This is a genomic window from Halopseudomonas pelagia CL-AP6 (assembly GCF_000410875.1).
Classification (GTDB): Bacteria; Pseudomonadota; Gammaproteobacteria; order Pseudomonadales; family Pseudomonadaceae; genus Halopseudomonas; species Halopseudomonas pelagia.
This window is the reverse complement of record NZ_AROI01000006.1, coordinates 171,517-197,539: the sequence shown is the minus strand read 5'-3', so window position 1 is coordinate 197,539 and position 26,023 is coordinate 171,517. Positions and strand designations below refer to the sequence as shown.

At 57.4% G+C, this 26,023-nt stretch carries 25 protein-coding genes and 3 tRNA genes; 13 read left to right on the top strand and 15 right to left on the bottom strand.

Features of this window, described 5'->3' with window-relative positions:
* The first annotated feature begins 99 nt into the window (after positions 1–99).
* From K787_RS0105390 to K787_RS0105375, 4 genes are all read left to right on the top strand, one after another.
* On the top strand, positions 100–4,014 hold the full coding sequence (locus K787_RS0105390) for a DUF1631 family protein (protein ID WP_022961771.1): 3,915 nt from the start codon (positions 100–102) through the stop codon (positions 4,012–4,014).
* Positions 4,015–4,017: 3 nt separating this feature from the next.
* The gene (locus tag K787_RS0105385; RefSeq protein ID WP_022961770.1) at positions 4,018–4,812 is read left to right on the top strand and encodes a TatD family hydrolase; all 795 of its coding nucleotides are present in this window, start codon (positions 4,018–4,020) and stop codon (positions 4,810–4,812) included.
* Positions 4,813–4,913: 101 nt separating this feature from the next.
* A complete protein-coding gene (locus K787_RS0105380) occupies positions 4,914–5,378 on the top strand; it encodes a hypothetical protein (RefSeq protein WP_022961769.1) in 465 nt (154 codons plus the stop codon).
* A gap of 24 nt (positions 5,379–5,402) precedes the next feature.
* The gene (locus K787_RS0105375) at positions 5,403–6,227 is read left to right on the top strand and encodes an SDR family oxidoreductase (RefSeq protein WP_022961768.1); all 825 of its coding nucleotides are present in this window, start codon (positions 5,403–5,405) and stop codon (positions 6,225–6,227) included.
* A gap of 44 nt (positions 6,228–6,271) precedes the next feature.
* On the opposite strand, the gene K787_RS0105370 is transcribed toward K787_RS0105375, so the two are convergent.
* The 3 genes from K787_RS0105370 to K787_RS0105360 all read right to left on the bottom strand — a co-directional run bounded on the left by K787_RS0105370 (position 6,272) and on the right by K787_RS0105360 (position 9,223).
* Positions 6,272–7,294 (bottom strand): Leu/Phe/Val dehydrogenase, encoded by a 1,023-nt coding sequence (locus K787_RS0105370; RefSeq protein WP_022961767.1) that lies wholly within the window; start codon positions 7,292–7,294, stop codon positions 6,272–6,274.
* A gap of 89 nt (positions 7,295–7,383) precedes the next feature.
* Positions 7,384–7,938 carry a response regulator transcription factor gene (locus K787_RS0105365; RefSeq protein WP_022961766.1) on the bottom strand — a complete coding sequence of 185 codons (555 nt, stop codon included), beginning with the start codon at positions 7,936–7,938 and terminating at the stop codon, positions 7,384–7,386.
* The gene (locus K787_RS0105360) at positions 7,931–9,223 is read right to left on the bottom strand and encodes an ATP-binding protein (RefSeq protein WP_022961765.1); all 1,293 of its coding nucleotides are present in this window, start codon (positions 9,221–9,223) and stop codon (positions 7,931–7,933) included. The genes K787_RS0105365 and K787_RS0105360 overlap by 8 nt, the downstream gene beginning before the upstream one ends.
* A gap of 183 nt (positions 9,224–9,406) precedes the next feature.
* On the opposite strand from K787_RS0105360, the gene K787_RS0105355 reads away from it, so the two are divergent.
* The gene (locus K787_RS0105355; protein ID WP_022961764.1) at positions 9,407–10,111 is read left to right on the top strand and encodes an SIMPL domain-containing protein; all 705 of its coding nucleotides are present in this window, start codon (positions 9,407–9,409) and stop codon (positions 10,109–10,111) included.
* Between the two features lie 4 nt (positions 10,112–10,115).
* Here the strand turns inward: K787_RS0105355 and K787_RS0105350 are convergent, their stop codons facing one another.
* Complete coding sequence (locus K787_RS0105350; RefSeq protein ID WP_022961763.1) at positions 10,116–10,331, bottom strand: hypothetical protein; 216 nt, start codon at positions 10,329–10,331, stop codon at positions 10,116–10,118.
* Positions 10,332–10,395: 64 nt separating this feature from the next.
* Positions 10,396–11,082: an energy-coupling factor ABC transporter permease gene (locus K787_RS0105345; protein WP_022961762.1), complete on the bottom strand. Its 687-nt coding sequence runs from the start codon at positions 11,080–11,082 to the stop codon at positions 10,396–10,398.
* Between the two features lie 221 nt (positions 11,083–11,303).
* Between K787_RS0105345 and K787_RS22300 the strand changes: the two genes are divergently transcribed.
* Together K787_RS22300 and K787_RS0105335 are read left to right on the top strand one after the other, a co-directional pair.
* Complete coding sequence (locus K787_RS22300) at positions 11,304–11,480, top strand: DUF3094 family protein (protein WP_022961761.1); 177 nt, start codon at positions 11,304–11,306, stop codon at positions 11,478–11,480.
* Positions 11,481–11,551: 71 nt separating this feature from the next.
* Entirely contained in the window at positions 11,552–12,904 is a 1,353-nt protein-coding gene (locus K787_RS0105335) for an NAD(P)/FAD-dependent oxidoreductase (protein WP_022961760.1), read from the top strand.
* A 28-nt stretch (positions 12,905–12,932) separates the two neighbouring features.
* On the opposite strand, the gene K787_RS0105330 is transcribed toward K787_RS0105335, so the two are convergent.
* From K787_RS0105330 to K787_RS0105300, 7 genes are all read right to left on the bottom strand, one after another.
* Positions 12,933–13,919: a DUF2891 domain-containing protein gene (locus tag K787_RS0105330; protein WP_201765094.1), complete on the bottom strand. Its 987-nt coding sequence runs from the start codon at positions 13,917–13,919 to the stop codon at positions 12,933–12,935.
* A gap of 177 nt (positions 13,920–14,096) precedes the next feature.
* A tRNA-Lys gene (locus K787_RS0105325) sits at positions 14,097–14,172 on the bottom strand.
* Positions 14,173–14,195: 23 nt separating this feature from the next.
* A tRNA-Pro gene (locus tag K787_RS0105320) sits at positions 14,196–14,272 on the bottom strand.
* A gap of 13 nt (positions 14,273–14,285) precedes the next feature.
* Positions 14,286–14,361, bottom strand: a tRNA-Asn gene (locus K787_RS0105315).
* 256 nt (positions 14,362–14,617) lie between these two features.
* Positions 14,618–16,162: a phosphoenolpyruvate carboxykinase gene (locus tag K787_RS0105310; RefSeq protein ID WP_022961758.1), complete on the bottom strand. Its 1,545-nt coding sequence runs from the start codon at positions 16,160–16,162 to the stop codon at positions 14,618–14,620.
* Positions 16,163–16,441: 279 nt separating this feature from the next.
* Positions 16,442–17,323: an Hsp33 family molecular chaperone HslO gene (gene hslO, locus K787_RS22295; RefSeq protein ID WP_022961757.1), complete on the bottom strand. Its 882-nt coding sequence runs from the start codon at positions 17,321–17,323 to the stop codon at positions 16,442–16,444.
* 25 nt (positions 17,324–17,348) lie between these two features.
* Positions 17,349–17,765, bottom strand: a complete 417-nt coding sequence (locus K787_RS0105300; RefSeq protein ID WP_022961756.1) for an RNA-binding S4 domain-containing protein — start codon at positions 17,763–17,765, stop codon at positions 17,349–17,351.
* Between the two features lie 102 nt (positions 17,766–17,867).
* On the opposite strand from K787_RS0105300, the gene rimB reads away from it, so the two are divergent.
* Both rimB and rimK read left to right on the top strand, forming a co-directional pair.
* Entirely contained in the window at positions 17,868–18,353 is a 486-nt protein-coding gene (gene rimB, locus K787_RS22290; RefSeq protein WP_022961755.1) for a retropepsin-like aspartic endopeptidase RimB, read from the top strand.
* On the top strand, positions 18,350–19,255 hold the full coding sequence (gene rimK / locus K787_RS0105290; protein WP_022961754.1) for a 30S ribosomal protein S6--L-glutamate ligase: 906 nt from the start codon (positions 18,350–18,352) through the stop codon (positions 19,253–19,255). Before rimB ends, rimK begins: the two co-directional genes overlap by 4 nt.
* A gap of 68 nt (positions 19,256–19,323) precedes the next feature.
* Here the strand turns inward: rimK and yrfG are convergent, their stop codons facing one another.
* Positions 19,324–19,995: a GMP/IMP nucleotidase gene (gene yrfG, locus K787_RS0105285; protein ID WP_022961753.1), complete on the bottom strand. Its 672-nt coding sequence runs from the start codon at positions 19,993–19,995 to the stop codon at positions 19,324–19,326.
* Between the two features lie 110 nt (positions 19,996–20,105).
* On the opposite strand from yrfG, the gene nudE reads away from it, so the two are divergent.
* The 3 genes from nudE to msrA are packed head-to-tail and all read left to right on the top strand — an operon-like array spanning position 20,106 to position 22,205.
* Positions 20,106–20,672, top strand: a complete 567-nt coding sequence (nudE, locus tag K787_RS0105280; protein ID WP_022961752.1) for an ADP compounds hydrolase NudE — start codon at positions 20,106–20,108, stop codon at positions 20,670–20,672.
* Positions 20,663–21,529 (top strand): 3'(2'),5'-bisphosphate nucleotidase CysQ, encoded by an 867-nt coding sequence (cysQ, locus tag K787_RS0105275; protein ID WP_235801903.1) that lies wholly within the window; start codon positions 20,663–20,665, stop codon positions 21,527–21,529. Before nudE ends, cysQ begins: the two co-directional genes overlap by 10 nt.
* A 28-nt stretch (positions 21,530–21,557) precedes the next feature.
* Positions 21,558–22,205 carry a peptide-methionine (S)-S-oxide reductase MsrA gene (gene msrA, locus K787_RS0105270; RefSeq protein WP_022961750.1) on the top strand — a complete coding sequence of 216 codons (648 nt, stop codon included), beginning with the start codon at positions 21,558–21,560 and terminating at the stop codon, positions 22,203–22,205.
* 24 nt (positions 22,206–22,229) lie between these two features.
* Here the strand turns inward: msrA and K787_RS0105265 are convergent, their stop codons facing one another.
* The gene (locus K787_RS0105265; protein ID WP_022961749.1) at positions 22,230–23,708 is read right to left on the bottom strand and encodes an HDOD domain-containing protein; all 1,479 of its coding nucleotides are present in this window, start codon (positions 23,706–23,708) and stop codon (positions 22,230–22,232) included.
* Positions 23,709–23,887: 179 nt separating this feature from the next.
* On the opposite strand from K787_RS0105265, the gene K787_RS0105260 reads away from it, so the two are divergent.
* Positions 23,888–24,745, top strand: a complete 858-nt coding sequence (locus K787_RS0105260; protein WP_028614615.1) for a DMT family transporter — start codon at positions 23,888–23,890, stop codon at positions 24,743–24,745.
* Positions 24,746–24,817: 72 nt separating this feature from the next.
* On the opposite strand, the gene K787_RS0105255 is transcribed toward K787_RS0105260, so the two are convergent.
* Positions 24,818–26,014 carry an AI-2E family transporter gene (locus K787_RS0105255; RefSeq protein ID WP_022961747.1) on the bottom strand — a complete coding sequence of 399 codons (1,197 nt, stop codon included), beginning with the start codon at positions 26,012–26,014 and terminating at the stop codon, positions 24,818–24,820.
* Between the last annotated feature and the right edge of the window lie 9 nt (positions 26,015–26,023).

Genomic DNA, 26,023 nt, shown 5'->3' with positions numbered 1-26,023 from the left:
AGTTATAGACGCGAATTCCCTGCTTTTTTGGGCCAATGCGTCTAGACTTCTGCAATCAAGTCATCGCGGCAAAATTAGCCAAGGTCAAGGTGTGGAGCTGTGGATAAGCGCCAATTCGCCCGTCAGAATGTCTCGATCGATGCGCAGTGTCACTTCGGCGATGGAACTGATCGCAGCTGCCGCATCCGTGACTTCAGTCAGGGTGGCATGCTTATTACCCTCGATCTGCCCGCCCAGGCAGATCCGCTTCTCTCGTTGCCGACACGCAAAGGCGTTCCTGCCAGCGTAAGTTTCCTGCTGCACAACCGCCAGGTCAGGGTTAACGTGCTGGTCGCCCATGTCTCCGAACATGGTATTGGCCTGCGCATGCGCGAGCACCGCCCAGCCGACCTAGCCATGTTGCAACAAGCCGCCCAGCAGGCCAGCGCGCAGCAATCCCGATTATCCTGGCACCCCGCTAAAGATCAGGCTCCATTGAACGCCAGGCAGAAAGTCAGTCTGATCAATTCGGCCAACAACATTATTCGGCGCTACCTGGAAAGCCAGTTCGAGACCTTTTTCAAGCAGCTGGAACAGGTGCTGTTACAGGAGGCAGACCACAAGAAAACCCATGCTATTCAGCAGTCCTTTCTGGACGCCATGACCCTGATTCGCGCCCAGAAAACCAAATTGACTCGCCAGTGTATTAGTACCATAACCGCCAATGCCGACGCCGTGGCTGGGGGTAAAGGGCCGGAGCCGCTGGCTGATGCGCAGTCTGACAGCGGCGATAGTGCATCGGCCAGCCCACTCGCACTGGTCGAAAAGGATGAGTTTGAAGACTGGCTGGTCGTCAGGGTGTCTATTTCCAAGGCCGAAGTACAGCTACGCGAACTGTTGCTGGAATTGCAGCTACGCTTGGATGCCGCCTTGCTCACCGAAGACGCATCTGCAGTCTATAACCCCTACTCCCCCGCGGCGTTGGCGACCAGTTGGGCGACTGCATTGCGCCCTCTGCAACTGAGCAATGACCTGCTGCGGGTCATCTTCAAGACCTTTCACGACGGGGTACTAGACCATCTCGATAGCGCCTACGTGTCACTCAACAAGCTGTTTATCGAAACCGGCATTCTTCCCGATATAGACGTTACTCGTTACCTGGCCAATCAGCGGCTCGTGCGTGATCAGACTGCCGCTGTCAAGGCCGAGCCGAAGGTCAAAGCAAGCACCTCAGCCACGCCGGATCCGGCGCAGAACAAATCGGAGCAGGGCCAGGATCAGAGCCAGGCAAACGGCGATGCCGGCAGCAAAGGCAGAAGCGGCATCCAGCGTCTAAAAGCAGCCTTCAGCACTGTCTCACGCCTGTGGAGCGTGCAGCGTCAGTTGCACAGTGAGCACCCCGAAAGCCTACGCCAAGCCGACAGCCTGTTGCCTGCTCAGATTACCGCGTTGGATACGCAAGATGCGCTGCGCCAACTTCAGCACAAACTGTTGCGCGGCGAGGCTCAGTTAGGCACCCCTGGGGCACTGAAACAGTATCTGATGCAAAGTGGTCAGGCTGCGGGAAGCATCAGCGATTATGAGCAGGACTCGGCCGATATGGTTGAGAGTCTGTTTGACAATATCGTGCATAACGAGCAGGTACTGGCAGACCTGCGTGCCGAGCTGCGCAAACTGGAAGTACCTATCCTCAAGGTCATGCTCCGCGACCCAGAGCTGTTCTCGGCCGAGTATCACCCGGCCCGTCAGGCGGTCAATTATCTGGCTCTGCTATCCGACCGCCGCAGCGTCAATATCACTGAAAACCGTCCTGTCATTGTCAATGCCATCGGCACCATTCTGGAAAATGAAGGCGAGAACAACGAAGGTTTCAAACAGGTTCTTGGCGGGCTGGATGAACTGGTCGGCCGCGAGAAACATTATTTCGAACGCAACCTTACCCGCGTCACCGAAGCCTGCGAGGGCCAGCAGCGCATTACCCAGGCCAACCTGTTGATTGAATGGGAGCTTGAGCGGCGGCTGGCGCCGCAGCCGGTAGCCAATCCGATCCTGGATCTGGTCAACCATGGCTGGAAAGAGCTTATGCGCCTGAGCTATTTCCGCGAGGGTACCTCAAGTCTGGCTTGGGAAATGACCCTGGTGGTGCTGGAACAACTCATCATACGCACGGTACCCGGTGCCTGGGACGAGTCGCGGCTGCGCTTCAGCAGTCACAAGCTGCTAACCCTGATTCGCAAGGGCCTATCGAAAATCCCTGATTCCAACGCCAGCCACAAAAATGTACTGCAGAATTTGGAAAAGCTCTTGGATCACCCGCACAGCACTGACTTCGCCAGCGTTCAGTACGTCAGCCAGATGGGCTCCGCCAAGCTCAATGCCGGCCAGGCAGCCGCAGCGGCAAAACCCGATCAAACACTGCAGCGCTGGATCAAGCGAGCCAAGGCGCTCCACGTAGGTCAGTGGCTGCAGCGTCATGTGCTGGGTAGCGAATCACAGCTGTACTACCTTACCTGGGTGGCGGACGAATTCAGCCGCTACGTATTCAGCAATCACCGCGGCTTGAAAGCGGAGGAAATGTCACTGGAGCAAGTCGCGCATTTGCTCCGCGACGGCAACCTGACAGTGCTCAACGACGCCGGAGCGCCAGCGCTGGAACAAGGACTTGATGCACTGGTGCAAAAAGTCTACGACAAATTGGCTCTGGACGCCGCGCAAGACCAGCTAACCGGTCTCAAGGCGCGCCGCGAATTTCTCCGCTGGCTTACCCAAAGTGTCAGCCGCGCAAAAGACAGCAGCGATCGCTTTGTCCTGATCTTTATCGACATTCTGCAATTCAAGCTGATCAACAATACCTGCGGATATGAAGTTGGCGATACGCTCTTACGTAACATTGCCGAGCAGATACGCAGCCGGCTGGACAAGAATGCTATAGCCGGCCGCGTTGGGGTCGATCAGTTCGCTGTCCTGTTGCCAGCAGTGACGCACAACGACGGCTTCATACTGGCGGTTCAACTCAAGGAGGCGATAGAAGCGCAGCGATTTGAGAGCGGCCAACACAGCTTCATCATTTCCTCGGCGGTTGCCTTGATCAACGTGGATAACAACAGCCCCGAGCCGATGGAGCTGTTGCGTATGGTCGAGTCTGCTGCGGACATGAGCAAAAAATCCGGACACAAGGATATTCAGATCATCAAGCCCGGGGACACACGCTTCCGCGAACGCGATGACATGATTTCCTGGGTCACACGGATCAACCGGGCTCTGGATGAAAGTCGCCTTAAAGTGCGCTGCCAGAAGATCCAGCCCATCGGCGACACGGATCCGGCCCACACTCATTATGAAATTCTGTTGACGGTGATTGGCGACAACGGGGAGCACCTGGCACCCACGGATTTTATCAAGGCCGCCGAAGCCTATAACCGCATGGGCGCGGTCGACCGCTGGGTAATCGAGACAGTCCTGCAATGGATGGTTGCCAACCCACAAGAACTTGCTGGCTTTGGCGGCTTTTCAATCAACCTGTCAGGCTGCTCCTTGAACGATGAATCCTTCCTCGATTATGTGTTCGAGATGCTGGTGCGCTATGACGTACCCCGGGACAAACTCATTTTCGAGATTACCGAAACTGCGGCCATCGACAACCTCGCTGACGCTGCCGATTTCATTAACGAAATGAAAGAGATAGGTTGCCGATTTTCGCTCGATGATTTCGGCGCAGGGCAGTCATCCTATGCGTATCTCAAGCAGCTACCGGTGGACTTTATCAAGATTGATGGCGCTTTCGTTCGCCAAATAACTGAAGATGATTTCGATTATGCGCTGGTCCGTTCCATCACCGAGATGGGGCACTTTCTCGACAAGCACATCGTCGCCGAATACGTCTCCAGCGAAGCAATCCTTGAACTATTGACCGAGATTGGCGTGGACTATGCTCAGGGCTTTCATATCGGCAAACCCTTGCTGCTCGAGCATCTGCTGGCTGCCAGTCCGCCGGCTGCCAGTGAAACGCCGCCGGCCAACCACAACCCGGCCTGAAGTATGCGTTATATCGACACCCATACGCACCTGGACTTTCCCGAGTTCGACAGCGACCGTCAGCAGGTCCTGACGCGCTGTGCGGCGGCGGGTGTAGACCGCCTGGTGATTCTCGGCGTTTTCCGGGAGAATTGGGACCGACTGTGGCGCATGGTTGCGGCCGATAATCGACTGTTCGCTGCCTTCGGCCTGCATCCGATCTATCTGGCACAGCACCAACAACAGCATTTGCATGATCTTGCCGAATACCTGGAACGCCTTGCTGCGCACCCGCAATGTTGCGCTGTGGGTGAAATTGGCTTGGATTACTTTTTGCCTGAACTAAACCGTGAGCGCCAGCAAAGATTGTTTTGTGCCCAGCTGAGCCTCGCCGCTGACGCCAATCTGCCGGTGCTGTTGCACGTGCGTCGGGCGCATGCCGACACCATTGCCATACTCAAGCGCTATCGATTGCCACGCGCCGGCATAGTCCATGCCTTTGCTGGCAGCCTGGAAGAAGCTCAGGAATATATCAGGCTCGGATTCAAGCTGGGTCTTGGCGGTGCCGCAACCTGGCCCCAGGCGAAAAAGTTGCACCGCACTGTAGCGGCTCTGCCACTGGACAGCCTGGTACTGGAAACTGACTCGCCAGACATGGCGCCCAGCTTTCACGCATACCAGCGCAACAGCCCGGAATATCTCCCGCAGATCTGCCTGGCGTTGGCAGCACTGCGTGGCGAGTCGGCAGAGATCCTGGCGAGCGCATGCCTGCATAACAGCTGCGAAATATTCGATTGGTCATCCACTACATTGATCTGAGAGCCTCGGACCAAGCCTTGGGCTAATACAGTCAGGCTTGATAGAGTCAGGTCTGGTAGAGTCAAGGTCATATAGCCATGACCCGTATATAGGAGATTCGCATGCCCTTAGGCATCGCACTGTTTCTGATCTGGCTGGTTCTCTTGCTGCGCTTCCCGCGGATCATGCTGCCCTTCAGCGGCGTGTTTGCGGCCTTGGCACTGCTGCTCGCTGGCGCCTTTGGCGTGCATAAGTGGTACGCAGGGAACTTGGTCGGGCAACTTGAGACCCGCATCATATATACACCCAATAACTGCGAATTCGGCAAGCCACTGCGGGTCATCATCGACAACAAGGGCGAGCGTACTGCCAGTCAAATCAGTTGGCAGCTAATGGCCACTGCACCTAACTACAATACCAATCTGCTGGATATCAGCATCACCGACGCCACCTACCAGATTGACCAACCAATAGCGCCAGGCCAGCAATGGCAAGGCTGTTATGCCGTACCGCCATTGCGCAGCGGCGCCAGAGCGCCGGATCTGGACTATCGCATGGACAGGATACGTGCAGACTTTAACGACTGATCGTCAAATAACAAGGCAAATACCATGACTCAACCTGTTGCATTGATTACCGGCTGTTCCAGTGGCATTGGCCAGGCACTGGCGTTTGCCTGCCTGGATGAAGGCTATCAGGTATGGGCCACGGCCCGAAATCCAGCCAGCCTTGAGCCGTTAATCGCCAGAGGCGCCATTGCCGTTATGTTGGACGTCAATGACGCAGCACAGATAGCAGCGTGTGCCGAGCGTCTGCGGCAAGAGGCCGGGCGTCTGGATCTACTGGTCAATAATGCCGGCTACGGTGCCATGGGGCCAATGCTGGATGCCGACCGTGAGACCTTACTCAAACAGTTCGACACCAACGTGTTTGCCCCAGTGCAAATGGTCCGGGCGACTGTGGAATTGCTCCGCGCCAGCAAAGGCTTGATCGTCAATATAGGCAGCGTATCGGGCGTCACCACCACGCCGTTCTCAGGCGTATATTGCGCTTCAAAAGCCGCGTTGCATGCGATTTCGGACGCCCTGCGCCTGGAGTTAACGCCCTTCTCTATTGGCGTACTGACCGTCAAGCCCGGGGCCATTGCCTCGGACTTCGGCAACAATGCCAGCGCCGCCATCACCCTGGCGCCAGACTCCTGGTACAAACCCTGGGAGCAAGCCGTTCAGGCGCGCGCCAAAGCGTCGCAGAAAGCCAGCTCGACCACTGCCGCCGAATTTGCCAAAGAGCTAATGACTTACATAAAAAGCCCGTTGCGCCCGGAAGAGGTATTGATCGGCACAGGTAGCCGCAACATGGTGCGGCTGAAACGCTGGCTGCCAACCTCAATACTCGATGCCAGGCTGCTCAAGCGTTTCGGCCTGAGCAAGCCCTGAGCTGCAGGCCAGACGTGCAAACGGCCACTCGGATCAGTTGCCCGTCACTCCGCGTACAGGATGGCTTCGGCCTGGTGATCAGCAATCTCCGAGGGTGAACGGCCCTCGGCGATGCTCTGGTTGAAGATGCTATCCAGACGTGAGCCAATCAGTTTGACCCGGTGGGCAATGTCGCCCGGCGCGACGCCACGATGGGTCAGCGCGACATACAAGAGGCCACCGGCATTGATGACATAATCGGGGGCGTAGAGTATGCCCCGTGCGTCAAGCAGGTCCGCCGCGGCCGCATTGACCAACTGGTTATTCGCCGCCCCCGCTACGCCCGCACAGCGCAACTGGTTGATAGTCACCGGATCCAGCACGCCACCCAGACCACAGGGCACAAAAATATCACAGGGCGATTCATACACCGCAGACGCAGCTACCGGCTTGACTGCCAACTCGTCCACCGCCAACCGCACCTTGCCCGCGTCCAGATCAGACACCGCTACGTCGGCCCCTTCCGCCACCAGCAGCTCGGCCAGCGCGTAGCCAACGTTACCCAGACCCTGCAACATGATCCGCACCCCACCAAGATCCTCTTGACCCAGCTTGGCTCGCGCCATACTGCGAATCCCCATCAATACGCCCAGCGCGGTATGGGGCGAGGGATCGCCGGCTTGAGTAGTGCTGGTCACGTGACCCGTCTGCTGGGCGATGCAGTCCATATCCTCAGAGCTGGTACCGCTGTCCACGGCAGTGATGTAGCCGCCGCGCAAAGATTCGATGCAGCGCCCGAATGCCTCAAACAGCGCGGCACGGTTGGCTACATGAGCCGGGCGGATAATGACCGCTTTCCCACCCCCTTGCTCGAGACCCGCCAGCGCCGCCTTATAGCTCATACCGCGCGCCAACCGAATGGCATCAGACAGCGCTTGTTCGGTACTGGCATAGGGCATGTAGCGACAGCCACCCAGCGCTGGCCCCAGACGAGTATTGTGAATAGCAATGATGGCCTCAAGGCCAGTCTGCTCATCAGCGAACAGGTGCACTGCCTGCATCCTGTCAGTACGCATTGCTGCAAACATGATTGCGCTGCCTTTTGCGGAAAACCTGTTTATCACCCTAGCTGCTTTGCCAACAAATCCCAAGCTAAAGTGCGATCAGCCGAAGCGGCTCAGCGCCGTACCGGCCGTTTCTGCAGCTTGCGCTGCAGGGTGCGCCGGTGCATACCCAAAGCTCTGGCAGTTGCCGAAATATTGCCTTCATGCTCCGCCAGAACGCGCTGAATATGCTCCCACTGCAACCGATCAACCGACATCGGATGGTCCGGCACCAGGGTGTCCGGGTCCGCCTGCTCGGATAGCAGCGCCGTCAGCACATCATCGGCGTCGGCGGGCTTGCACAGGTAATTGCACGCGCCGCGCTTGATGGCCTCCACTGCGGTAGTAATGCTCGAATAACCGGTGAGAATGACCACGCGCAGGTCTGGATACAACTCCAGCAATCGCGGCAACAGTACCAGACCGGAATCACCCTCCATTTTCAGATCCAGAACCGCATATTCCGGCTGCTCCTGACGCGCCAGTTGCATGGCTTCCTCGGCATCGCCTGCGGTATTGACCCGCAGCCCGCGCCGCGACAGCGCCCGAGCCATGACCCGGGTGAACGTTGGATCATCATCAACGAGCAGCAATAAGGGCTGCTCTTCCTGCTCTGTCATGTCATTCATTCGACTTCTCCCCTGTAATTGGCAAAATCATTTCGGCCAATGTACCGCCGCCGTCCTGATTGAACAGCTTGACGCTACCGCCCATGCGTTGCACCGCTGCATGACTGAGAAACAGGCCCAGGCCAAAGCCCTTCTTGCCCTTGGTAGTAACAAAAGCGGTGCCAATTTGCTCGGCAATATGCAGCGGCACACCGGGGCCATAATCCCTGACCGACAATCTCAGCCAGCGCTGATCCCACTCCAGAGCGATCTGTATTCCATCGGCACAGGCATCGGCGGCATTGTTCAGCAAGTTCAGCACTGCCTGACCCAACTCGGGGCTAGCTTTGATCAAGGGTGCGGTCTTGTCGGGCAAGGGTAAAAGCTGCCAGGACGCCTCCGGCCGCATCAGTTGCCAACGCGCCAACAAGCTCTTGAGCCATGTATCCGCCCGCTCGTCCTGCAGCGGCTGGAGGCGGCTATGCTCGGCCCGGCGTACCATGTGCTGCAGGCTGTCCTTGCACATTTTCACCTGCTCCTGCAGCAGAGCAAGGTCTTCCTGCAACTGCGGATCGGGATAGTCGGTACGTAAATCCTTGAGCAACACGCTCATGGTCGATAGCGGTGTAGACAATTCATGCGCCGCGCCAGCTGCAACACTGGCGATGCCAAGCAGTTGCGCGTCGCGAATACTCTGCTCGCGGCGCTCAGCCAGATGCTCGGCGTGCTGACGCAGCGCCGCAGCCATGCGCACAACGAACAGACTGATCAGCCCAGCACTCATTGCCAGATTCAACCACATGCCGATCATGTGCAGATTGATCAGGCCGGTGGACAGCTCGAACTCGAAGGCCGCCAGTGGCTCGTACCAGATCAGCAGAACGCTATAGGCGGAAACAGACAGGCCAGCCAGCACCGCGGTATAAAACCACGGCAAGGTCGCAGCAGCGATGGTCAGTGGCACCAGGTAGTAAGACACGAAAGGGTTGGTAGGGCCACCTGAGTAATACAGCAATACGCTGTGCACTAACATGTCAAAAGAGAGCTGCAGCCCGTACTCGAAATCGGTTACAGGCCAACGCCGGGACAACCGCAACAGCGTCAGTATGCTAACCAGCGCAGACACGCCCAAAGTCAGCAGCAAAGGCGTCCAGGGCAATGGGAACCAACCACTGAGGTAGGCACCCATGACCGACAGGCTCTGCACCATCAAGACCAGCAGCCTGATCAGGATCAACCGCCACAGGTTTTGTCTGCTTGGCGACAATGCCAGCGTGTTGGGACTGATAAAAAACCGGTGTAACACGTATCAAGACTCCCAAAATGGATCGCCAGCGATCACCCCACATGGCCACCAACAGCGTCGCATAAAAACGCCCGACAGGGTACGCTCCAACTGACCCTCATAGCGCGGAATTATAAGCGCCCATGTCGGTCCTATGTTAAGCATCACCGCGATCCGCCCCTACTCTGAACAGGAAGTTACACCATGCGCTTATCCGCAATTGCACCGATTTGTGTTGGCCTGGCTCTGGCATCCGCTGCCAACGGCCTGATGGCCGAAGAGGTTCGCTACAACCAAGTGTCACTGCGTGCCGAAGTACAACAGGCCGTCAGCCATGACACTCTTCAGGTGCGGTTGTATGCCGAGGACCAGGACAAGGATGCCGGCAAGCTGGCCGGGCGCATTACCGATCGATTGAACAAGGCACTGGAAACCGCCCGCCAGACCACAGGTGTCAGCGTATCGAGTGGCAACCGCAGCAGCCAACCAGTCTACGATGAGAAACGCGAAAAGATTGTTGCCTGGCGCGAACGTGGCGACATCCTGCTGGAAAGCACCGATTTTGCCAGTCTGTCGACCCTGACTGGCAAACTTATGGGCGAACTGAATCTGGGTGACATGCAATTCAGCTTGTCACCGGAAAACCGCCGCAGCACCGAAGACGAACTGATTCGCGAGGCAATCGAAGCCTTCAAGGCCCGCGCTGATATCGCCACGCGCAGCCTCGGCGGTACCGATTACAAGATCGTCAACCTGAATCTCAACAGCCAGTTCATGCAGCCGCCAATGTACCGCGGCGCGAAAATGGCGATGATGGCCGATGCCGAGTCAGCCAGCCCGTCGGTTGAAGGTGGGCAGGCAGACGTAACCGTGAGTGCCGACGGCGTTATTGAAGTCAACCTACCTTAAGCCCTCAAGGCCGCATGAACGCGTAATCCGCATCCTCGTCGAGATTTTCGGCGAGGAAGTTCAGCTCATGGGCAATGTCAGCAATAGTTCGCTCACGCCGATATACGCCGATCACCTCATTCATAAGCGCCTTGGCCAGTTCCTGGTCGTTGAACCCCTGCGCTTGACCTGCCGCTAGATTATCCTGCATCAACTGCGCCGCCAGTTTATATACCGACATGATTTGCCCTCCTGTTGAAAATGCTATTTCAGCACACAAGCTGCCTGCCCCACCTTGACCTGGCTCAGCCTTTGTTATCCGGATCAAAAGGTTCCTGCAGATACCGGTCAGTGTCAAAGGTCTCCAGCCAGTCAGGATAAAACACCACCAGGCCCGCTATGACGGTACCGTTGATAAAAGCCTCAGGGAACGCGACCAACAACAGATAACCGAACACCTCCAGCAACGCTACGGGCATTACCAGCTCACCAGACCAGGCCAGTAGCCCCATACCCGCAAGTATGGTCACTACGGCACTGACGCCGGCGGCAAAAAAGCCACTGATGAAAATGTACATAAACAGGTTGCGCGGTTTGAAGCGCTCCAGGCTCTGGCTGATCAACAGAGTAACCGCAACCGGCAGCAGCACCCGCAGGACGCCGTTTACGCCAAAGGCCGCCACATCATCCCAACCGATAACCAGCAGACCGAGCTGCGCCAGCGTCCCAGCGATAAGCGCGAGCTGCCAGTTGAGCAACAGGGTTACGGCAGTCAAACCGATGAAATGAAATGTCAGGCCATTGTCAAAATCGCGGCGAACCATCCAGAGCAAGGCGATCACAAATACACTACCGAATAACAGGTGCTGACGACGAGTATCAGCCAGCAGCTCGATCCAAGATACCCGACACAACGCCCAGAGCAGCACCCCGCCATACAGCAGCATGGCCAAAATGCACTGGGTGGCTGTTAACAAGCTGGCTGCCAACATGCTTCGTACTCCACTAGTGTTCAAGCGATCATAGCAGCACCGCAGACGCATCTCACGGACAGGTTGTCGCAGGGGTGCAGCTTGATCGGGGCATAAACAGCGGCTTGCGCGCAGCATCAAGCAACGGATGCATTCCACGCCATCAAGGTCTAGAATGAGCCCATTGTCAGTCAAGCCTAACCGCAGCAACGTACTGCACCGCGCATAAAAAAGGTCTCAAGATGCCCAGCCGCCTGTACCCTGAAGATCAGAAAAAGGTAGATGAGTACCTCAACCTGCCGACCCAGAAAGTCGAGCGCCGGCCCTTCAAAGTGTGGCTGTTGCTGTTGGTGATCCTGGGCTCGGTTATTGGTATGGGACTGCTCTCGCGCCTGCTTGGCAGCCTGGTACTGGGTTAAGCCGTGCCAGAGACAGATCCTGTTACCCCGCTTGCACTGACGCCCGGATTATTTCCTACTGAGTCAAATCCATGTCGCAAGCTAAAGCAGTGCCCGCCGAACCCCAGGCCGCCCTTCCCCGCATATTGGTAGTAGGTGGAGGCGCCGGGGGTCTTGAACTGGCTACCCGTCTGGGCCGCCGGTTGGGCAAAAAAAAACGCGCCCGCGTCACCCTCGTCGATGCCAATATGACGCATATCTGGAAGCCGTTGTTACACGAGGTGGCTGCTGGCTCGCTGAACTCCTCTGACGACGAGTTGAACTATGTCGCCCAGGCCAAGTGGAATCATTTTCACTTCCAGCTCGGCGCCATGACCGACCTCGATCGCGAACGGCGCATCATACGCCTGGCCGCCATAGCCGATGAACATGGCCAAGAGCTGATTCCCAAACGGGAGATAGGTTATGACTACCTGGTGCTGGCGGTCGGCAGCACGACCAACGATTTCAATACCCCCGGCGCCGCCGAGCATTGCCTGTTTCTGGATACCCGCGCCCAAGCCGAACGCTTTCATCGGCTACTGCTCAATCAATATATGAAGGCCCAGGCTGGCGGTGAGCATGGCAGCGCCCAGCAGGATAACAGCGAGAAAATCAATGTGGCCATCATTGGTGCCGGAGCGACCGGTGTTGAACTCGCCGCCGAACTGCATCATGCCGCGCGTCTATTGCAGGCCTACGGGCTCGACCGCATCAGTCCGGAAGACCTGAATATCAATCTGATCGAGGCGAGCGGGCGGGTGTTGCCTGCCTTGCCTGAGCGCATCAGTGATCCGGTCACCAGCACACTGACAAAGCTCGGCGTGAAGCTGCACACCGGCTCACCAGTCAAGGAAGTCACTGCCGACAGCCTGCTGCTGGATAACGGCGAACGCATCCCCGCCTCACTCAAGGTATGGGCCGCAGGCATCCGCGCGCCGCGCTTTCTTACCGAGCTCGGCCTGGAGACCAACCGCATCAACCAGTTGGCAGTCTACCGCACCCTGCAAACCACCCTTGATCAACGCATCTTTGCCTTTGGCGACTGCGCTGCCTGCCCCGCAGGAGAGGAAGGCAAGTTTGTACCACCGCGAGCCCAGGCTGCCCATCAACAAGCCACATTGCTGGCCAAGAATCTGTTACGCCTGATGGAAGGAAAGGACCTGCTCACTTACCGGTACCGTGATTACGGTTCGCTGATCTCGTTGGCCAGCTTTAGCGCGGTGGGCAACTTGATGGGCAACTTGACCGGTAGTGTCATGCTCGAGGGCAAACTGGCGCGGATATTCTATCTATCGTTGTACCGGATGCATCAGATGGCGCTGTATGGCGTCCCGCGTACGCTACTGTTGATGCTCAGCGATCGCATTGGTCGCAGCACCGAACCGCGACTCAAACTGCATTGAGCCTGCATTGACCCTGGTGCTGGCGGGTTTAGTCTGCCAGCGCCAGCAACGCAAAGGTCGCCAACCAATGCTCACCCATATAGTCATCCTGCAAATGGGCCAGGCCGGCCTGCAGGTGCGCCTGGGCAGCACGCTCAAGCAATTGCCTGCGAGCGTCTGCAACCGGTAGTGCCGCCGCCAGCGAACGCATGCACCATGCACGGCTCAAATTCAAACCATCCAGATGTGCCAACCGGCCATCGCTACGATCTGCTGGGCTGGCCGGCTGCAACAGACAGTCAGGCTGACCGGCTGCGAGATTCGGCAGGAAAGCCGAGAACCACTGCTGAAATACCACCCCCGTCAGTAGTTGACGCATCAATAGTGCCTGCTGCCAACTGGGAGAAAGAAAATCTTCACCGCCCGGCTCCCAGGGATGACAATCGCGATCATCCTGAAAATATCCCAGCGCCCGCTCGTGTATGGTCTGCTGCAACGCCGCATCTGCAGCCTGATGTGCGTATTCCAGAGCCAGGGTCAGCGCGAACGCGGTATTGGAATGACTGCCGCTGCGAATCGGACGACCCAGCTTTGGCAGATAGGCAACCAAGCGCCCAGCGATCTCGTTGACCAGGGGCTGCAGGCGGACTCTCCAGGGCGCGCCAGTGGCCGCCGAGAACAAAGACAACTCATGTGCCAGCTTTAGCAACCACGCCCAGCCATAGGGCCGCTCGAAGCCCTGCCGGCCTGGCGCCATAAAGTACGCCATTTCTCCCGCGACCTTATCGTCCGTCAGTTGCTGATCAAAGAGCGCCACAATGGCCGGAGCCTCGGGTAGATCAGGACAGGTTCTCAACAGCCGGGCCAGCAGCCAATAACTGTGCACGCAGGAATGCCAGTCGTAACTACCATAGAAAATCGGGTGGTGCTGGTGCGGCAGAGCCAGATCAGCAGCGGAGTTCAGACGCAGATTGCCTGAGTGTGGAAATTCACGGCGTACGTGCCCCAACGCAATACGCGCGAAGCGGCTGGCCATACTTGACGTCAATAAGGGCATGAGCGGCGATCGACTAAACAAGGGGCTGGAAGCAAGGCTATCTGCTTGCACAAATACTGCGCACACGATAGAGCTTGGGTAGCACAGGTACAAGCCGAGTGGTTGCCGCAGGGTAATGCTTGAGTGAGGAGGGTTAACACAGAGGACGGCATTGAGTGGTGGGTCGTGTAGGATTCGAACCTACGACCAATTGGTTAAAAGCCAACTGCTCTACCAACTGAGCTAACGACCCATGCTCAAAAACCTGAAAAAAAGTGGTCGGGGTAGAGGGATTCGAACTCTCGACATCCTGCTCCCAAAGCAGGCGCGCTACCAGGCTGCGCTATACCCCGATCATGTTTCAAGTGGCTCCGCGACCAGGACTCGAACCTGGGACCCAATGATTAACAGTCATTTGCTCTACCAACTGAGCTATCGCGGAATTACTTTTAACACCCTGACTAGAGCAGTAACTTGCGTTACATATCCCCTGCCAAGGCGCGCCATTTTACCGGCCAGCGTCAGCCTGTCAACCCCAAAATGATGCATTAACCAACAACAGCGGAACACACCACGGAAAATGCGCCCTTGAGGGGCGCCTAGCGACAGCACAATCGGACAAGGGATGCCCAAACGGATCTCCCAGAACGAAAAAGCCCGCTAATTCAGCGGGCTTTTCTTGACGCTATGAGAACAGCTTAGAGCTTTGGACCCGCCGCCACTATCTCGTCAGCGACTTCAAATTTCTTGAAGTTCTCAACGAATAGGGCCGCCAGGGCTGCCGCTGCGGCATCGTACTCGGCTTTTTCGACCCAGGTATTACGCGGATTCAATAGCGCGGTATCAACGCCTGGTACGGCCTTGGGCACGTCCAGGTTGATGACCGGCAAATGCTCGGTCTCAGCACCGATCAACGCACCAGACTGGATCGCAGCAATAATTCCGCGCGTGGTAGGAATACTGAAACGATTGCCTTTGCCGAAAGGACCACCGGTCCAGCCGGTATTGACCAGGTACACCTTGCTGCCGAATGCGTTGATGCGCTTGATCAGCAGTTCGGCATATTCACCCGCCGGGCGCGGGAAGAAAGGCGCGCCGAAGCAGGTGGAGAACGTCGACTTGATACCGCCGCCAGAACCCATCTCGGTGGAGCCCACCAGCGCGGTGTAGCCGGACAGGAAGTGATAGGCCGCCTGCTCATTGTTGAGAATGGAAACCGGAGGCAGCACACCGGTCAGATCACAGGTCAGGAAAATAATCGCGTTAGGCTCGCCCGCGCGGTTGGCTTCAACACGCTTTTCAACGTGCTTCAACGGATAGGCCACACGGGTATTCTGCGTCAGGCTGACGTCAGCGTAATCGGCAACCCGGGTTTCCGGATGGATGACCACGTTCTCGACGATGGAGCCGAATTTGATCGCGTTCCAGATCACCGGCTCGTTCTTCTGCGACAGGTCAATGCACTTGGCATAGCAGCCGCCTTCGATGTTGAACACCGAGCCAGTAGCCCAGCCGTGCTCGTCATCACCGATCAGGTTGCGCGCCGGGTCCGCAGACAGGGTGGTTTTGCCAGTACCCGACAGGCCAAAGAACAATGTGGTATCGCCATCGTCGCCGACATTGGCGGCACAATGCATTGGCAGTACATCCTTGGCCGGCAACAGGAAGTTCTGCACGGAGAACATCGCCTTCTTCATTTCGCCCGCGTACTGCATCCCAGCCAGCAGCACCTTGCGTTCGGCAAAGTTGATGATCACGCACCCTTCGCTGTTGGTGCCGTCACGCTCGGGTTCACAGACAAAGTGTGGTGCGTTGATGATGTGCCAACGATCTTTTGCCGCGGGATTGAACTGCTCAGGATTGATAAAGAGCGTGCGGCCAAAGAGATTATGCCAAGCCGTTTCAGTGGCCATAACCACTGGCAGGTAATGCTCGGGATCAGCGCCCACATGAACGTGCGAGACAAAGCTGGCGCGCTCGGCCAGATAAGTTGCCACACGCTTCCACAACGCGTCGAATTTGTCTGCTGGGAAGGGGCGGTTGATCGGCCCCCAAGCGATAGCATCTTGGGTCGTCGGCTCTTCAACAATAAAGCGATCCATCGGCGAACGACCGGTGCGCTCACCCGTTTTTACAACCAGGGACCCGTTATCAGCCAGCTGACCCTCATTGCGTTGAATCGCCAACTCGATGAGATGAGCGATGCTCAGGTCAGTGTAAACGGTGTGGATATTTTGCGTCATCGAACGTCATCCTCTTCGGCTGTGACCGAAATCTCTATAAGACCGGTCATTCGGTCTCAGCTCTATAATTACGCTGGGTCAGGTATGCTAAGTTCAGTAGAACAAAGTCATTAGAACAAAAGTCAGTTACAAAAGTCAGTTACGCTGGGTCAGCGCTCAGGCGCGCTATTATGCCAAAAAAAGCCCGAGCGTGCTAAAACTGATCGGCGAGTTGGCTGTATTGCACTAATAGGCATTGGCTATCTGGCTGAAACCATGATTCAGAACACCGCCAAGCAATTAGTGCAAGCTGCGGGCATGCTGATGAGCAGCCTCGAACAGGTCGTCCAACTCAGCCTGAGCAAACGCGTAACGGGAATTGCAAAACTGACAGTCCACTTCGATTGCGCCCCCCTGTTCAGCCAGCAGCGCAAGTGCATCCTCATGCCCCAGACTGATCAACGCGTTAGCCGATCGCTCGGCCGAGCAACTGCACTCAAAGCGCACCAAGGCAGGATCGAACAGACGCAGATCCTCCTGATGAAACAGACGGTGCAGCAGCGTCTGGTTATCCAGCGACACCAACTCTTCGGCCTTCAGGGTGTTAGCCAGGATACTCAGATGCTCCCAGGTCGCATCGCGCTCTTCGGGATCAATCTGCCGGTCGGCTGGTAATGCCTGTAGCAGGAAGCCGCGGGCGCTGCGGCCGTCCGCTTGCAATCTGAAACGCGTCGGCAACTGCTCGGAGTTATCAAAATAGGCGCTCAGCGCCTCTGCCAGCGAATGACCCTCGAGCGGTACGATACCTTGATAGCGCTGGCCTTGCTGTGGATCAATGGTAATGGTCAATATGCCATCGGGCATCAGTTCAGGCAGTGTGTCACCCTGAATATCGTCGCTGTAGCGCGCTATCCCGCGCACAGCCTGATCGCTGGAGCACTCGACCATCAGAGTCGATAACGGGCCGGAGGAGCGGGCTTGGAGTATCAGCAGACCATCGAATTTGATGGTAGTGGACAGCAACACGGTCGCGGCCAGCATCTCACCCAGCAGGGCTTTAACCGCTTCCGGGTAGTCGTGCTTGGCCAGTACTTCGCGATAACTCTGATCCAGCGAAACCAGCTCACCACGCACATCGGCATGCTCGAACAAAAACCGCTGGGTAGTATCCTGAAACGACATAAAATGGGCCCCGGCAAAAGATCGATTATACCTCCGACCCGTCACTTGCGGTATCGTACATGTTGCGGAAGCGATGAATCTGCCGGCGCTGCTTCTTGCTCGGCCGATGCTCACTGATTAGCATACCCGGCCCCATAGCTTTGCGTTTTAGCGCTGCTTCTTCACGTAGTTGAAGGCTCTGCGGCGTTTCTTCGTACAACAACTGCGCTTCGGCTGCACTGCGACGTTGGCCAGATAGCACCCTGACCACCACCGTACGCTGATCGAAGCCTTGGCGAACCTGAAACTCGTCGCCCACTCTGGGCTCCTTGCCGGGCTTGCAGCGCTCACCTTGGCACTGCACCTTGCCGCCTTCGATCGCCGCTTTGGCCAACGCTCGGGTCTTGAAAAATCGAGCGGCCCAGAGCCATTTATCCAACCTGACCTTGCACTCTTCGGTCATAGGGTCTGTACTCCTGTGCTGGACTGAGTGTATCAGGCTTGTCGAACTGCATGACTTGCCCCATGATGCGCGCCATTCGTGCCCGCACCCGGAGCTTTCCGCATGAAGACCTTTGACCATCTTAACGTGATTGGCCTGCGCGAATGGATAGGCTTGCCTGGCCTGGGGATCGACCAGGTCATGGCCAAGATCGACAGCGGCGCCAAGACCTCGGCGCTGCATGCCAGCGATATCGAAACATTCGAGCGTGACGGCCAGACCTGGGTGCGTTTCAACGCCCATGTTGGCAGCCTGAAGAAGCAGCGCAAACAATTATGTGAGGCGCCGCTGATCGAATATAAAACGATTAAAAGTTCCAACGGTCACATACAGGAGCGACATGTTATTCGCACCCCACTGGTCCTCGGTGACCGCTGCTGGTGGGTGGATTTTACCTTAACCTGTCGCAAATCCATGCGCTATCGAGTTTTGATGGGTTGCACTGCGATGCTGGAGGGTCAGTTGGTCATCAATCCGGGGACGCGCTTTGTACAAGACAAGCCGCAAACCAATCTATTTACGCCAAAGCCTGAAGGGTCAACCCCATGAAGATCGCGATTCTCTCGCGCAATCCCAATCTGTACTCCACCCGCCGCCTGGTAGAAGCCGGGCGTGAACGTGGCCACGAGGTGCGAGTGATCGACACCCTGCGTGCCTATATGAACATCGCCAGCCACAAGCCGTCGATTCACTACAAGGGTGAGGTGCTGGAAGGCTTTGACGCGATCATTCCGCGCATAGGCGCCTCGGTGACCTTTTATGGCGCAGCGGTGCTGCGTCAATTCGAGATGATGGGCGTCTATCCGCTCAACGAGTCGGTCGCCATCACCCGTTCGCGGGACAAGTTGCGCTCCCTGCAACTGCTCTCGCGCAAAGGCGTAGGTCTGCCGGTGACCGGCTTTGCTCACTCCCCGGACGACATCCCCGACTTGATCAATATGGTCAACGGCGCACCACTGGTGATCAAACTGCTGGAAGGCACCCAGGGCATCGGCGTGGTCATGTGCGAAACCGAACAAGCCGCCGAGTCGGTGTTGGAAGCCTTTATGGGTTTGAAGGCCAACATCATGGTGCAGGAATACATCAAGGAAGCGGGCGGCGCCGACATTCGCTGCCTGGTCGTGGGCGACAAGGTCATCGCCGCGATGAAACGCCAGGCCAAGCCCGGCGAATTTCGCTCCAACCTGCACCGCGGCGGCAGCGCCAGCCTGATCAAGATCACCCCGGAAGAGCGCATGACTGCGGTGCGTGCAGCCAAAGTCATGGGTCTGAACCTCGCCGGCGTAGACCTCCTGCGGTCCAATCATGGCCCGGTGGTCATGGAGGTCAACTCCTCTCCCGGCCTGGAAGGTATCGAGTCGACTACCGGGCGCAATATCGCCGGGCTGATCATTGAGCATATGGAAAAGAACGTCAGACCGAACCAGACGCGGACCAAAGGCAAGGGCTAGCGCCGGAGCCTCAACTGCCAGCAATCGTCAGCGCCGACCATCAACACCAGCTGCAAGCCTCAATTCGACTAGTCGCTTGAGGCTTGCAGCTGCGCGCTGAGCGCACGGTAGCCTTCCACCGCGTCAAACTCTTCGGTATCACGCAGCGCGCCCTGGCTGTCCGGTTGCCTGACAGCCAGTAACTGCGCAACGCCGAAATCCCGCGCCGCGCGCAGAATAGTCAGACTGTCATCGATAAAAAGTGTGCGCGCCGGGTCGAACGGCACCTCGGCCTGCAGCGCTTGCCAAAAAGCCTGCGCTTCCTTGGGAAAGCCGAAATCGTGTGAACTGATCAGCCGCTGAAAATAGGTTTTCAGTTCGATGCGCTCCATTTTCAACGACAGCGAATCGCGGTGCGCGTTGGTGATCAGAATGACCTGCCGACCACTGCTCTGCAGAACCTGGAGAAATCCATCTGCATCGGGGCGCAGACTGATCAGGTGGGCGATCTCGCGCTTGAGCTCGACAATTGGCAAGCCCAGCTCGCGACTCCAGAAGTCCAGACAATACCAGTCGAGCTGGCCCTGCTTGGCATGCATCAATGGATAGATTTCCGCCTTGGCCCACGCCAGAGACTGGCCATGATGCTCAGCGTAACGCTGCGGCAGGTAATGCACCCAGAAATGAGTATCGAAGTGCAGATCAAGCAGAGTACCGTCCATATCCAACAGTACGGTATCGATGGTGTTCCAGTTCAGCATACGAGAAAGAGCCTTATTGTGGACCTGGATGAGTAAAGGGCGCCGTGTGGGCTTTGCTGGCGTGTGCCGCTATGATACCCAAGCTATTTGCTGTTAACCACGGAGCCCCCATGCCACAGAAGCCCGAAACCCTGGAAGCCCGCATCGTTGCGAAAAGCCGATTATTTACGGTAGAGCAAGTGCAGCTGCGCTTCAGCAACGGTGTCGAGCGCACCTACGAACGCCTGGTCAACAAAGGTCAGGGTTACGGTGCCGTGATGATTGTCGCGATGAAGGACGAGCGCACGGTACTGCTGATCGAAGAATACTGTGGCGGCATGGACAACTATCAGCTATCGATACCCAAAGGCCTAGTCGAGCCAGGAGAAGATGTACTCGACGCCGCCAACCGGGAGCTGATGGAAGAAGCCGGCTTCGGTGCCAGACGCCTTGAGTACATCACTCAGCTATCCCTGTCACCCGGCTACATGAGTCAGTCGATCGCAGTGGTGCTGGCCCGCGATCTGTACGAAAAACGCTTGCCCGGAGACGAACCCGAGCCGATTCGCGTCGACAGTGTCGATCTTTATGCCCTCAGCGAGCTGATCGCCCGGGACAATTTCACCGAAGGCCGGGCACTGGCAGCACTGTACCTGGTCCGCGATCTGCTTGAACAACGTGGCGAGTTATGCCGATGAACCCGCCGCCGAACCTGCAGCGGCATTTGCCGTTCAAGCTGGAGGCATTACTGCAGATTGTGTCTCGTGCCGGGGCGGAAACCCTCAACTGGTGGCAAAAACCGCTCACCGTTACTGACAAGGCGGACGCCTCGCCGGTCACCGCAGCCGATCTCGCGGCTCATCAGATCATTGTTGACGGGCTACAGCGCCTAACCCCGGACATTCCAGTGCTCTCCGAAGAGGACGCCGACATCCCGCTTGCACAGCGCCAGCACTGGCAACGCTTCTGGCTGGTCGACCCGCTTGACGGCACCAAGGAGTTTATTGCCGGCACCGACGAATTCACCGTCAATATCGCGCTGATCGAGCGCGGTCAAGTACGCTTTGGCGTAGTTGGCATCCCCGCCCGCAACAGCCTTTTCTGGGGCGGCAAGGGGCTGGGCGCCTGGCGTAGCCAGGATAAACAGCCCGCGCAAATCATTCAGTGCCGTACCGCAGGTGAGCCGCTGGTGGTGGTCGCCAGCCGCAGACATACCAGCCCCGAGCAGGAAGCGTTGTTGGCCAAGCTGGAAGCTCAGGGCAATGTTGAGCGCATCAACGTCGGCAGCTCATTGAAATTTTGCTTGCTCGCAGAGGGGCGCGCCGACCTTTACCCACGCTATGCGCCGACCTGCCAATGGGATACCGGTGCCGCACAGGCGGTTCTCGAAGGAGCGGGCGGCCAGGTCCTCGGGCTGGATGGCCAACGCTTCAGCTATCCGCAGCGCGAAACCTGGCTGAACCCACACTTTATTGCGGTTGGCGATGCACCCGCTCTAATGGCCGCGCTAGAACTCGGGGCTCTGGACACCGACGCGGGCGCCAGCGCATCATGACTATTGCCAACTGACCCAGGAGCCTGCGATGTTCTTTCGCCGCATTCCCGAACACAAGCTGCGCCTACCGAGTGCCGAAGAGGCACTGCCGGGCCGCGACACGCCCATTGCCAGCAGCCAAACCCATTGCCTGCTGGGCACGCCCTTGCACCCGCCATTCCCAACTAAAATGCAGCAAGTGATCTTCGGGCTAGGCTGCTTTTGGGGAGCCGAGCGCATGTTGTGGCGCATTCCTGGCGTATACACCACAGCGGCAGGTTATTGCGGCGGCATTACCCCCAACCCAACTTATGAAGAAGTCTGTTCGGGCATGACCGGGCACAATGAAGTGGTCCTCGTGGTCTTTGACCCCGAGCAGGTCAGCCTGGAAACGCTGTTCAAGCACTTCTGGGAGTCACATGACCCGACCCAGGGCATGCGTCAGGGCAACGATACCGGCACTCAGTATCGCTCGGGAATCTATGTGTCCGACCCGGCTCAACAAATGGCGGCGGAGGTCAGTAAGGCGCGCTATGCCGACTTGCTGCAGCAGGCGGGAAAAGAGTCGGTGACCACTGAAATAAGACGGGCACCAGCCTTCTATTATGCAGAGGATTACCATCAGCAGTACTTGCACAAGAATCCCGGCGGCTATTGCAGCCTCGCCGGCACCGGCATTTGCCTGCCGCCGAACTGAAGCGCGAGCAGCCACCAAAGCAAACTAGCGGTGCCGGCTGAGTGCCTGTAAACACTGACCGGTCATGTCGGCAAAACGCTTGAATGCGCTGAACTGGCTATCTGACAGCGCCCTGCCAGACAGCCGCATATCCGCATAGAGCACTCCGATCTCGCGCTGCCCCGCCACCACTGGGGCAATGAAAAACGCGCCCGCGCCAAACCAGCCAGCTATTTCCGGCGAGACCATGTCCTGCAGGCTCGCCGTAGCTGACATCCCCATCCATAGCGGCTGATGATGGTGTAACGCGTAACTGAAAATATGCTGCTGCTCGCCACAGGGCAAGCTAAAGTCCTGCAGCCAGCTTTGTGTTCCTTTGCCGGCTACTTTACGCGCCCGAAACCGGGTCTGGTTGTCTGCCAGCACACAGAGCATTACCCGCTCCAACCCTGCACCCAGGTGCAACCCATTAATCACTGCCGTCAGCGTATTGTCGATATTGATCGGGCTGCTGACCATCAGCCTCATATTCTGCAAGGATAACTTGAGCATTTCCAGATTCGGCTGCAGCAGAGGCTCCTGAACCATCGATATGGCCGCTTGCGCGGGGGTGGCATCCATCAACAACAACTCGGACAAATCCAGCGGCAGATCATCGGTACTTGGAATCCAGGCCCGCAGATCGGCGTTGGAACAGGTACCCGCGACTCTGACTGCCTCATCTGCGCTGGCAAGGATTTGCTGCATGGCTTCTTCGGGCGTCATTCCGGTCAGCTCCGCGACCGGAGCGATCAACGCCTGTAATTCGCAGCCCGCCCACCCATGCTGAGCTGCATCAGCGATCGCCGCGCCCAGATTCACTGCGCGCGCAGCCGGGCCGGATGCGCCATGACTGGCCTGCACCAGTTGCCCTATCTCACCAAGATTCCAGGTTTTTAACAGCCCTAGGGTCAGTTGATCAAACCCGGCCCCCAGAATCCGCCGCACGGCCTTGTCCTGATCCACCCCGGGCACCAGGAAAGCGTCGGCCAATTGATCCGCCTGGTCGCCGCCCTGGCTCCAGAACGCCAGCTCACCCAGGTCACGCAACAATGCCGCGATAAAGATCTCTTCCTTTTCTGGCAGAGCATTGTAGTCCGCCAGGTTCCGGGCCTGCATCGCAGCATGAAAGGAGCGCGCCAGCAATGCCTGCAGTTGGTGACGCGGGGAGTCCTTGAGCAGATTATCGAGCAGACTGACCGATAAGCCAATCATGCGTACCTGATCAAAACCGATCACCACCACCGCACGGGAAATAGTCTTGATCACTTCCCGGCTGGGATTACAGTAGACGCTGTTACTGACGCGCAGCACCTTGGAGGTCAGTGCAGCGTCACGCAGCAGCACTTCTGCCAATTGCCTGACCGAGGCGGTTTGCGATTGCGACAGGCGCAGCAGGTCATGTACGACCACCGCCATCGCCGGCAGCTCAGCCTTGTTCAACTGAGCGACCCATTGCTGCAAACCGTGCGTCTGTTCTTTCATCCAGGCATCCATAAACAAAATACAACCAATGATATCAATATAACATCTGCCTGATTCGCCAGCGACAGATCGCAGCCGCTACTCAACTGTACCGTTACCCAAGCTCGCCCAGCAGGTAGACTGCGGGTTTTGCCTGGATATGCCATGCTGCTGATCGACTTCTCATTCATATGTTAACTATGACCCATAACCGCGCCCTTGCCAGCATGCACGTGGCGGCGCTGATGTTCGGGCTGACGGGGATTTTTGGCAAACTGGCTGAGGCGGGACCGCTGGCTATCGTGCTGGGCCGGGCTTTCTTCGCGGTACTCGCCCTGCTGATCTTTGCCCGGCTATTCTCGCGCCCGATACTGCGTGGCGTGACCCGGGTACGCTTAATGCAACTGGCCGCCTGCGGACTGCTGCTGGGCATTCACTGGCTGACCTTTTTCCATGCCGTGAAAATTGCCGGGGTGGGGATTGCCACCCTGGGATTTGCCAGCTTTCCGGCATTTGTAGTGCTGCTCGAAATGGTGCTGTGGAAAGAACGGCCCAGCCGAATGGACATGCTCAAGATGGGCCTGGTCTGCGCTGGCCTGATACTGGTTGCCCCTACCTTTGACCTTAACGATAGCGCCACCACTGGCTTGCTATGGGCTATATTGTCTGGCTTCTGCTTTGCCGCTGTATCGGTAGGCAACCGCTACACCAGCGGCGACTTGCACGCAGTGCAGGTCGCCTGCTGGCAGAACATCGTTATCCTCGCCTGCCTGCTACCCTTCAGTGTCGGTGCAGTAGCCGACATGGCGCCGCTGGACTGGTTATGGATTGCACTACTGGGCCTGTTCTGCACCGGGTTGGCCCACGGCCTGTTTGTTGCCAGCCTGAGCGTATTGAAAGCCCGCGTTGCTTCACTGTTTTTTGCGCTGGAGCCGGTCTACGGCATTCTGTTTGCCTGGTATCTGTTCGCCGAACAACCCACATTGCGCATGCTGCTCGGCGGAGCACTAATCGTTTCGGCGCTGGCTCTAGTCCAGCGCAGTCCCAAGCCGGCGTGAACGAGCCGCCTACCGGGGCAACAAAAGATCAGGTTCGGCCGAATTGGTTTGGCAGGATCAGGAGCGGCCGGACTAGGCGCGGGTTTCTATCAAACGTACCCAGTTGGTCATCACCCCTAGCTGGGCAGCCGACAGTTTCAGACACACCAGTAACGGCACCGCCAGCAATACGCCGACAACACCCCATAACCAACCCCAGATGATCAGCCAAAGCATGATCACCAATGGATTGAGACGCATATTTCGGCCCAGCACCAGAGGCGTGACAAACTGTGCCTCAAGCATATTGATAGCGAAGTAAACCAGTGCGGGAACGACTGCAAAGCTCACTGCGCCGTACTGCACCAGGCCCGCCAGACATAGAATCACGGTACCAATCAATGGTCCGATATAAGGCGCAAAATTCAGCATCCCTACCAGAACACCCCACAGCAGCGCATCTTCAACACCCAACAGCCACAGCGCCGCAGCCGTAGTCAGGCCAAGACAAGTATTGATAACGCTCACAGTGAGAATGTAGCGAGACAGCTCGACCTGAATAGTTCTGACCAGAAGAATGCTACGCCTTTTATCGTGGACCTGCGGAAAGATATTCACATAGGCTGCGAACAGTCGCGGCCCGAAAATCAGCAGAAAGAGGATCAGGATGATTGCCGTCAGCAGCTGGGCAAGCATCGTCGGCGCCGCTCCGAGAGCCGACACCACAGCCTCCAAACTGCCGGATTTGATCCTGTCACTGACTGCATTATCGCCGCGTTGGGCTGACTGGACAGGACGATCGGGGGCCTGCCCTTGCTCCTCGTCAGTTTTCCCGAACCAGCCGAAAAATCGAAACTTTCGCGGTTCTACCTGGGGCTGAGCCTGGGGCACAGTGATCTGATTGGAGCTCAAGTCGCCGGTTAGGCTAGTGACTTGATCGGTCAGCTTCTCCGAAAGCTCTGGAATCGCCTTCGCCCACCGCTGGGCAGGCTCGGCCAACTGCGAGACCACCAACGCAAAAGGGCCGCCGATCAAGCACAGTATCAATACCGCAGACATGGTTCTGGGTATATACAAGCGCTTGAGAAGACTCACTAGAGGACTGAGCAGCAGCGCAAACAGCAACGCGACCACAATCGGCATAAGAAGAGATTTTGCAAAGTAAAGTGTGTACAGCAATGCAAGCGCCAGCAGCCACTGCACAACCCACAAAAACCGCGGCGTTTTATGCCGCGCGGATGCTACGCCCGGTAACTCAGCATTTTCGGGCGCAGTAATGTCCTTCGTCATTTTTTATTA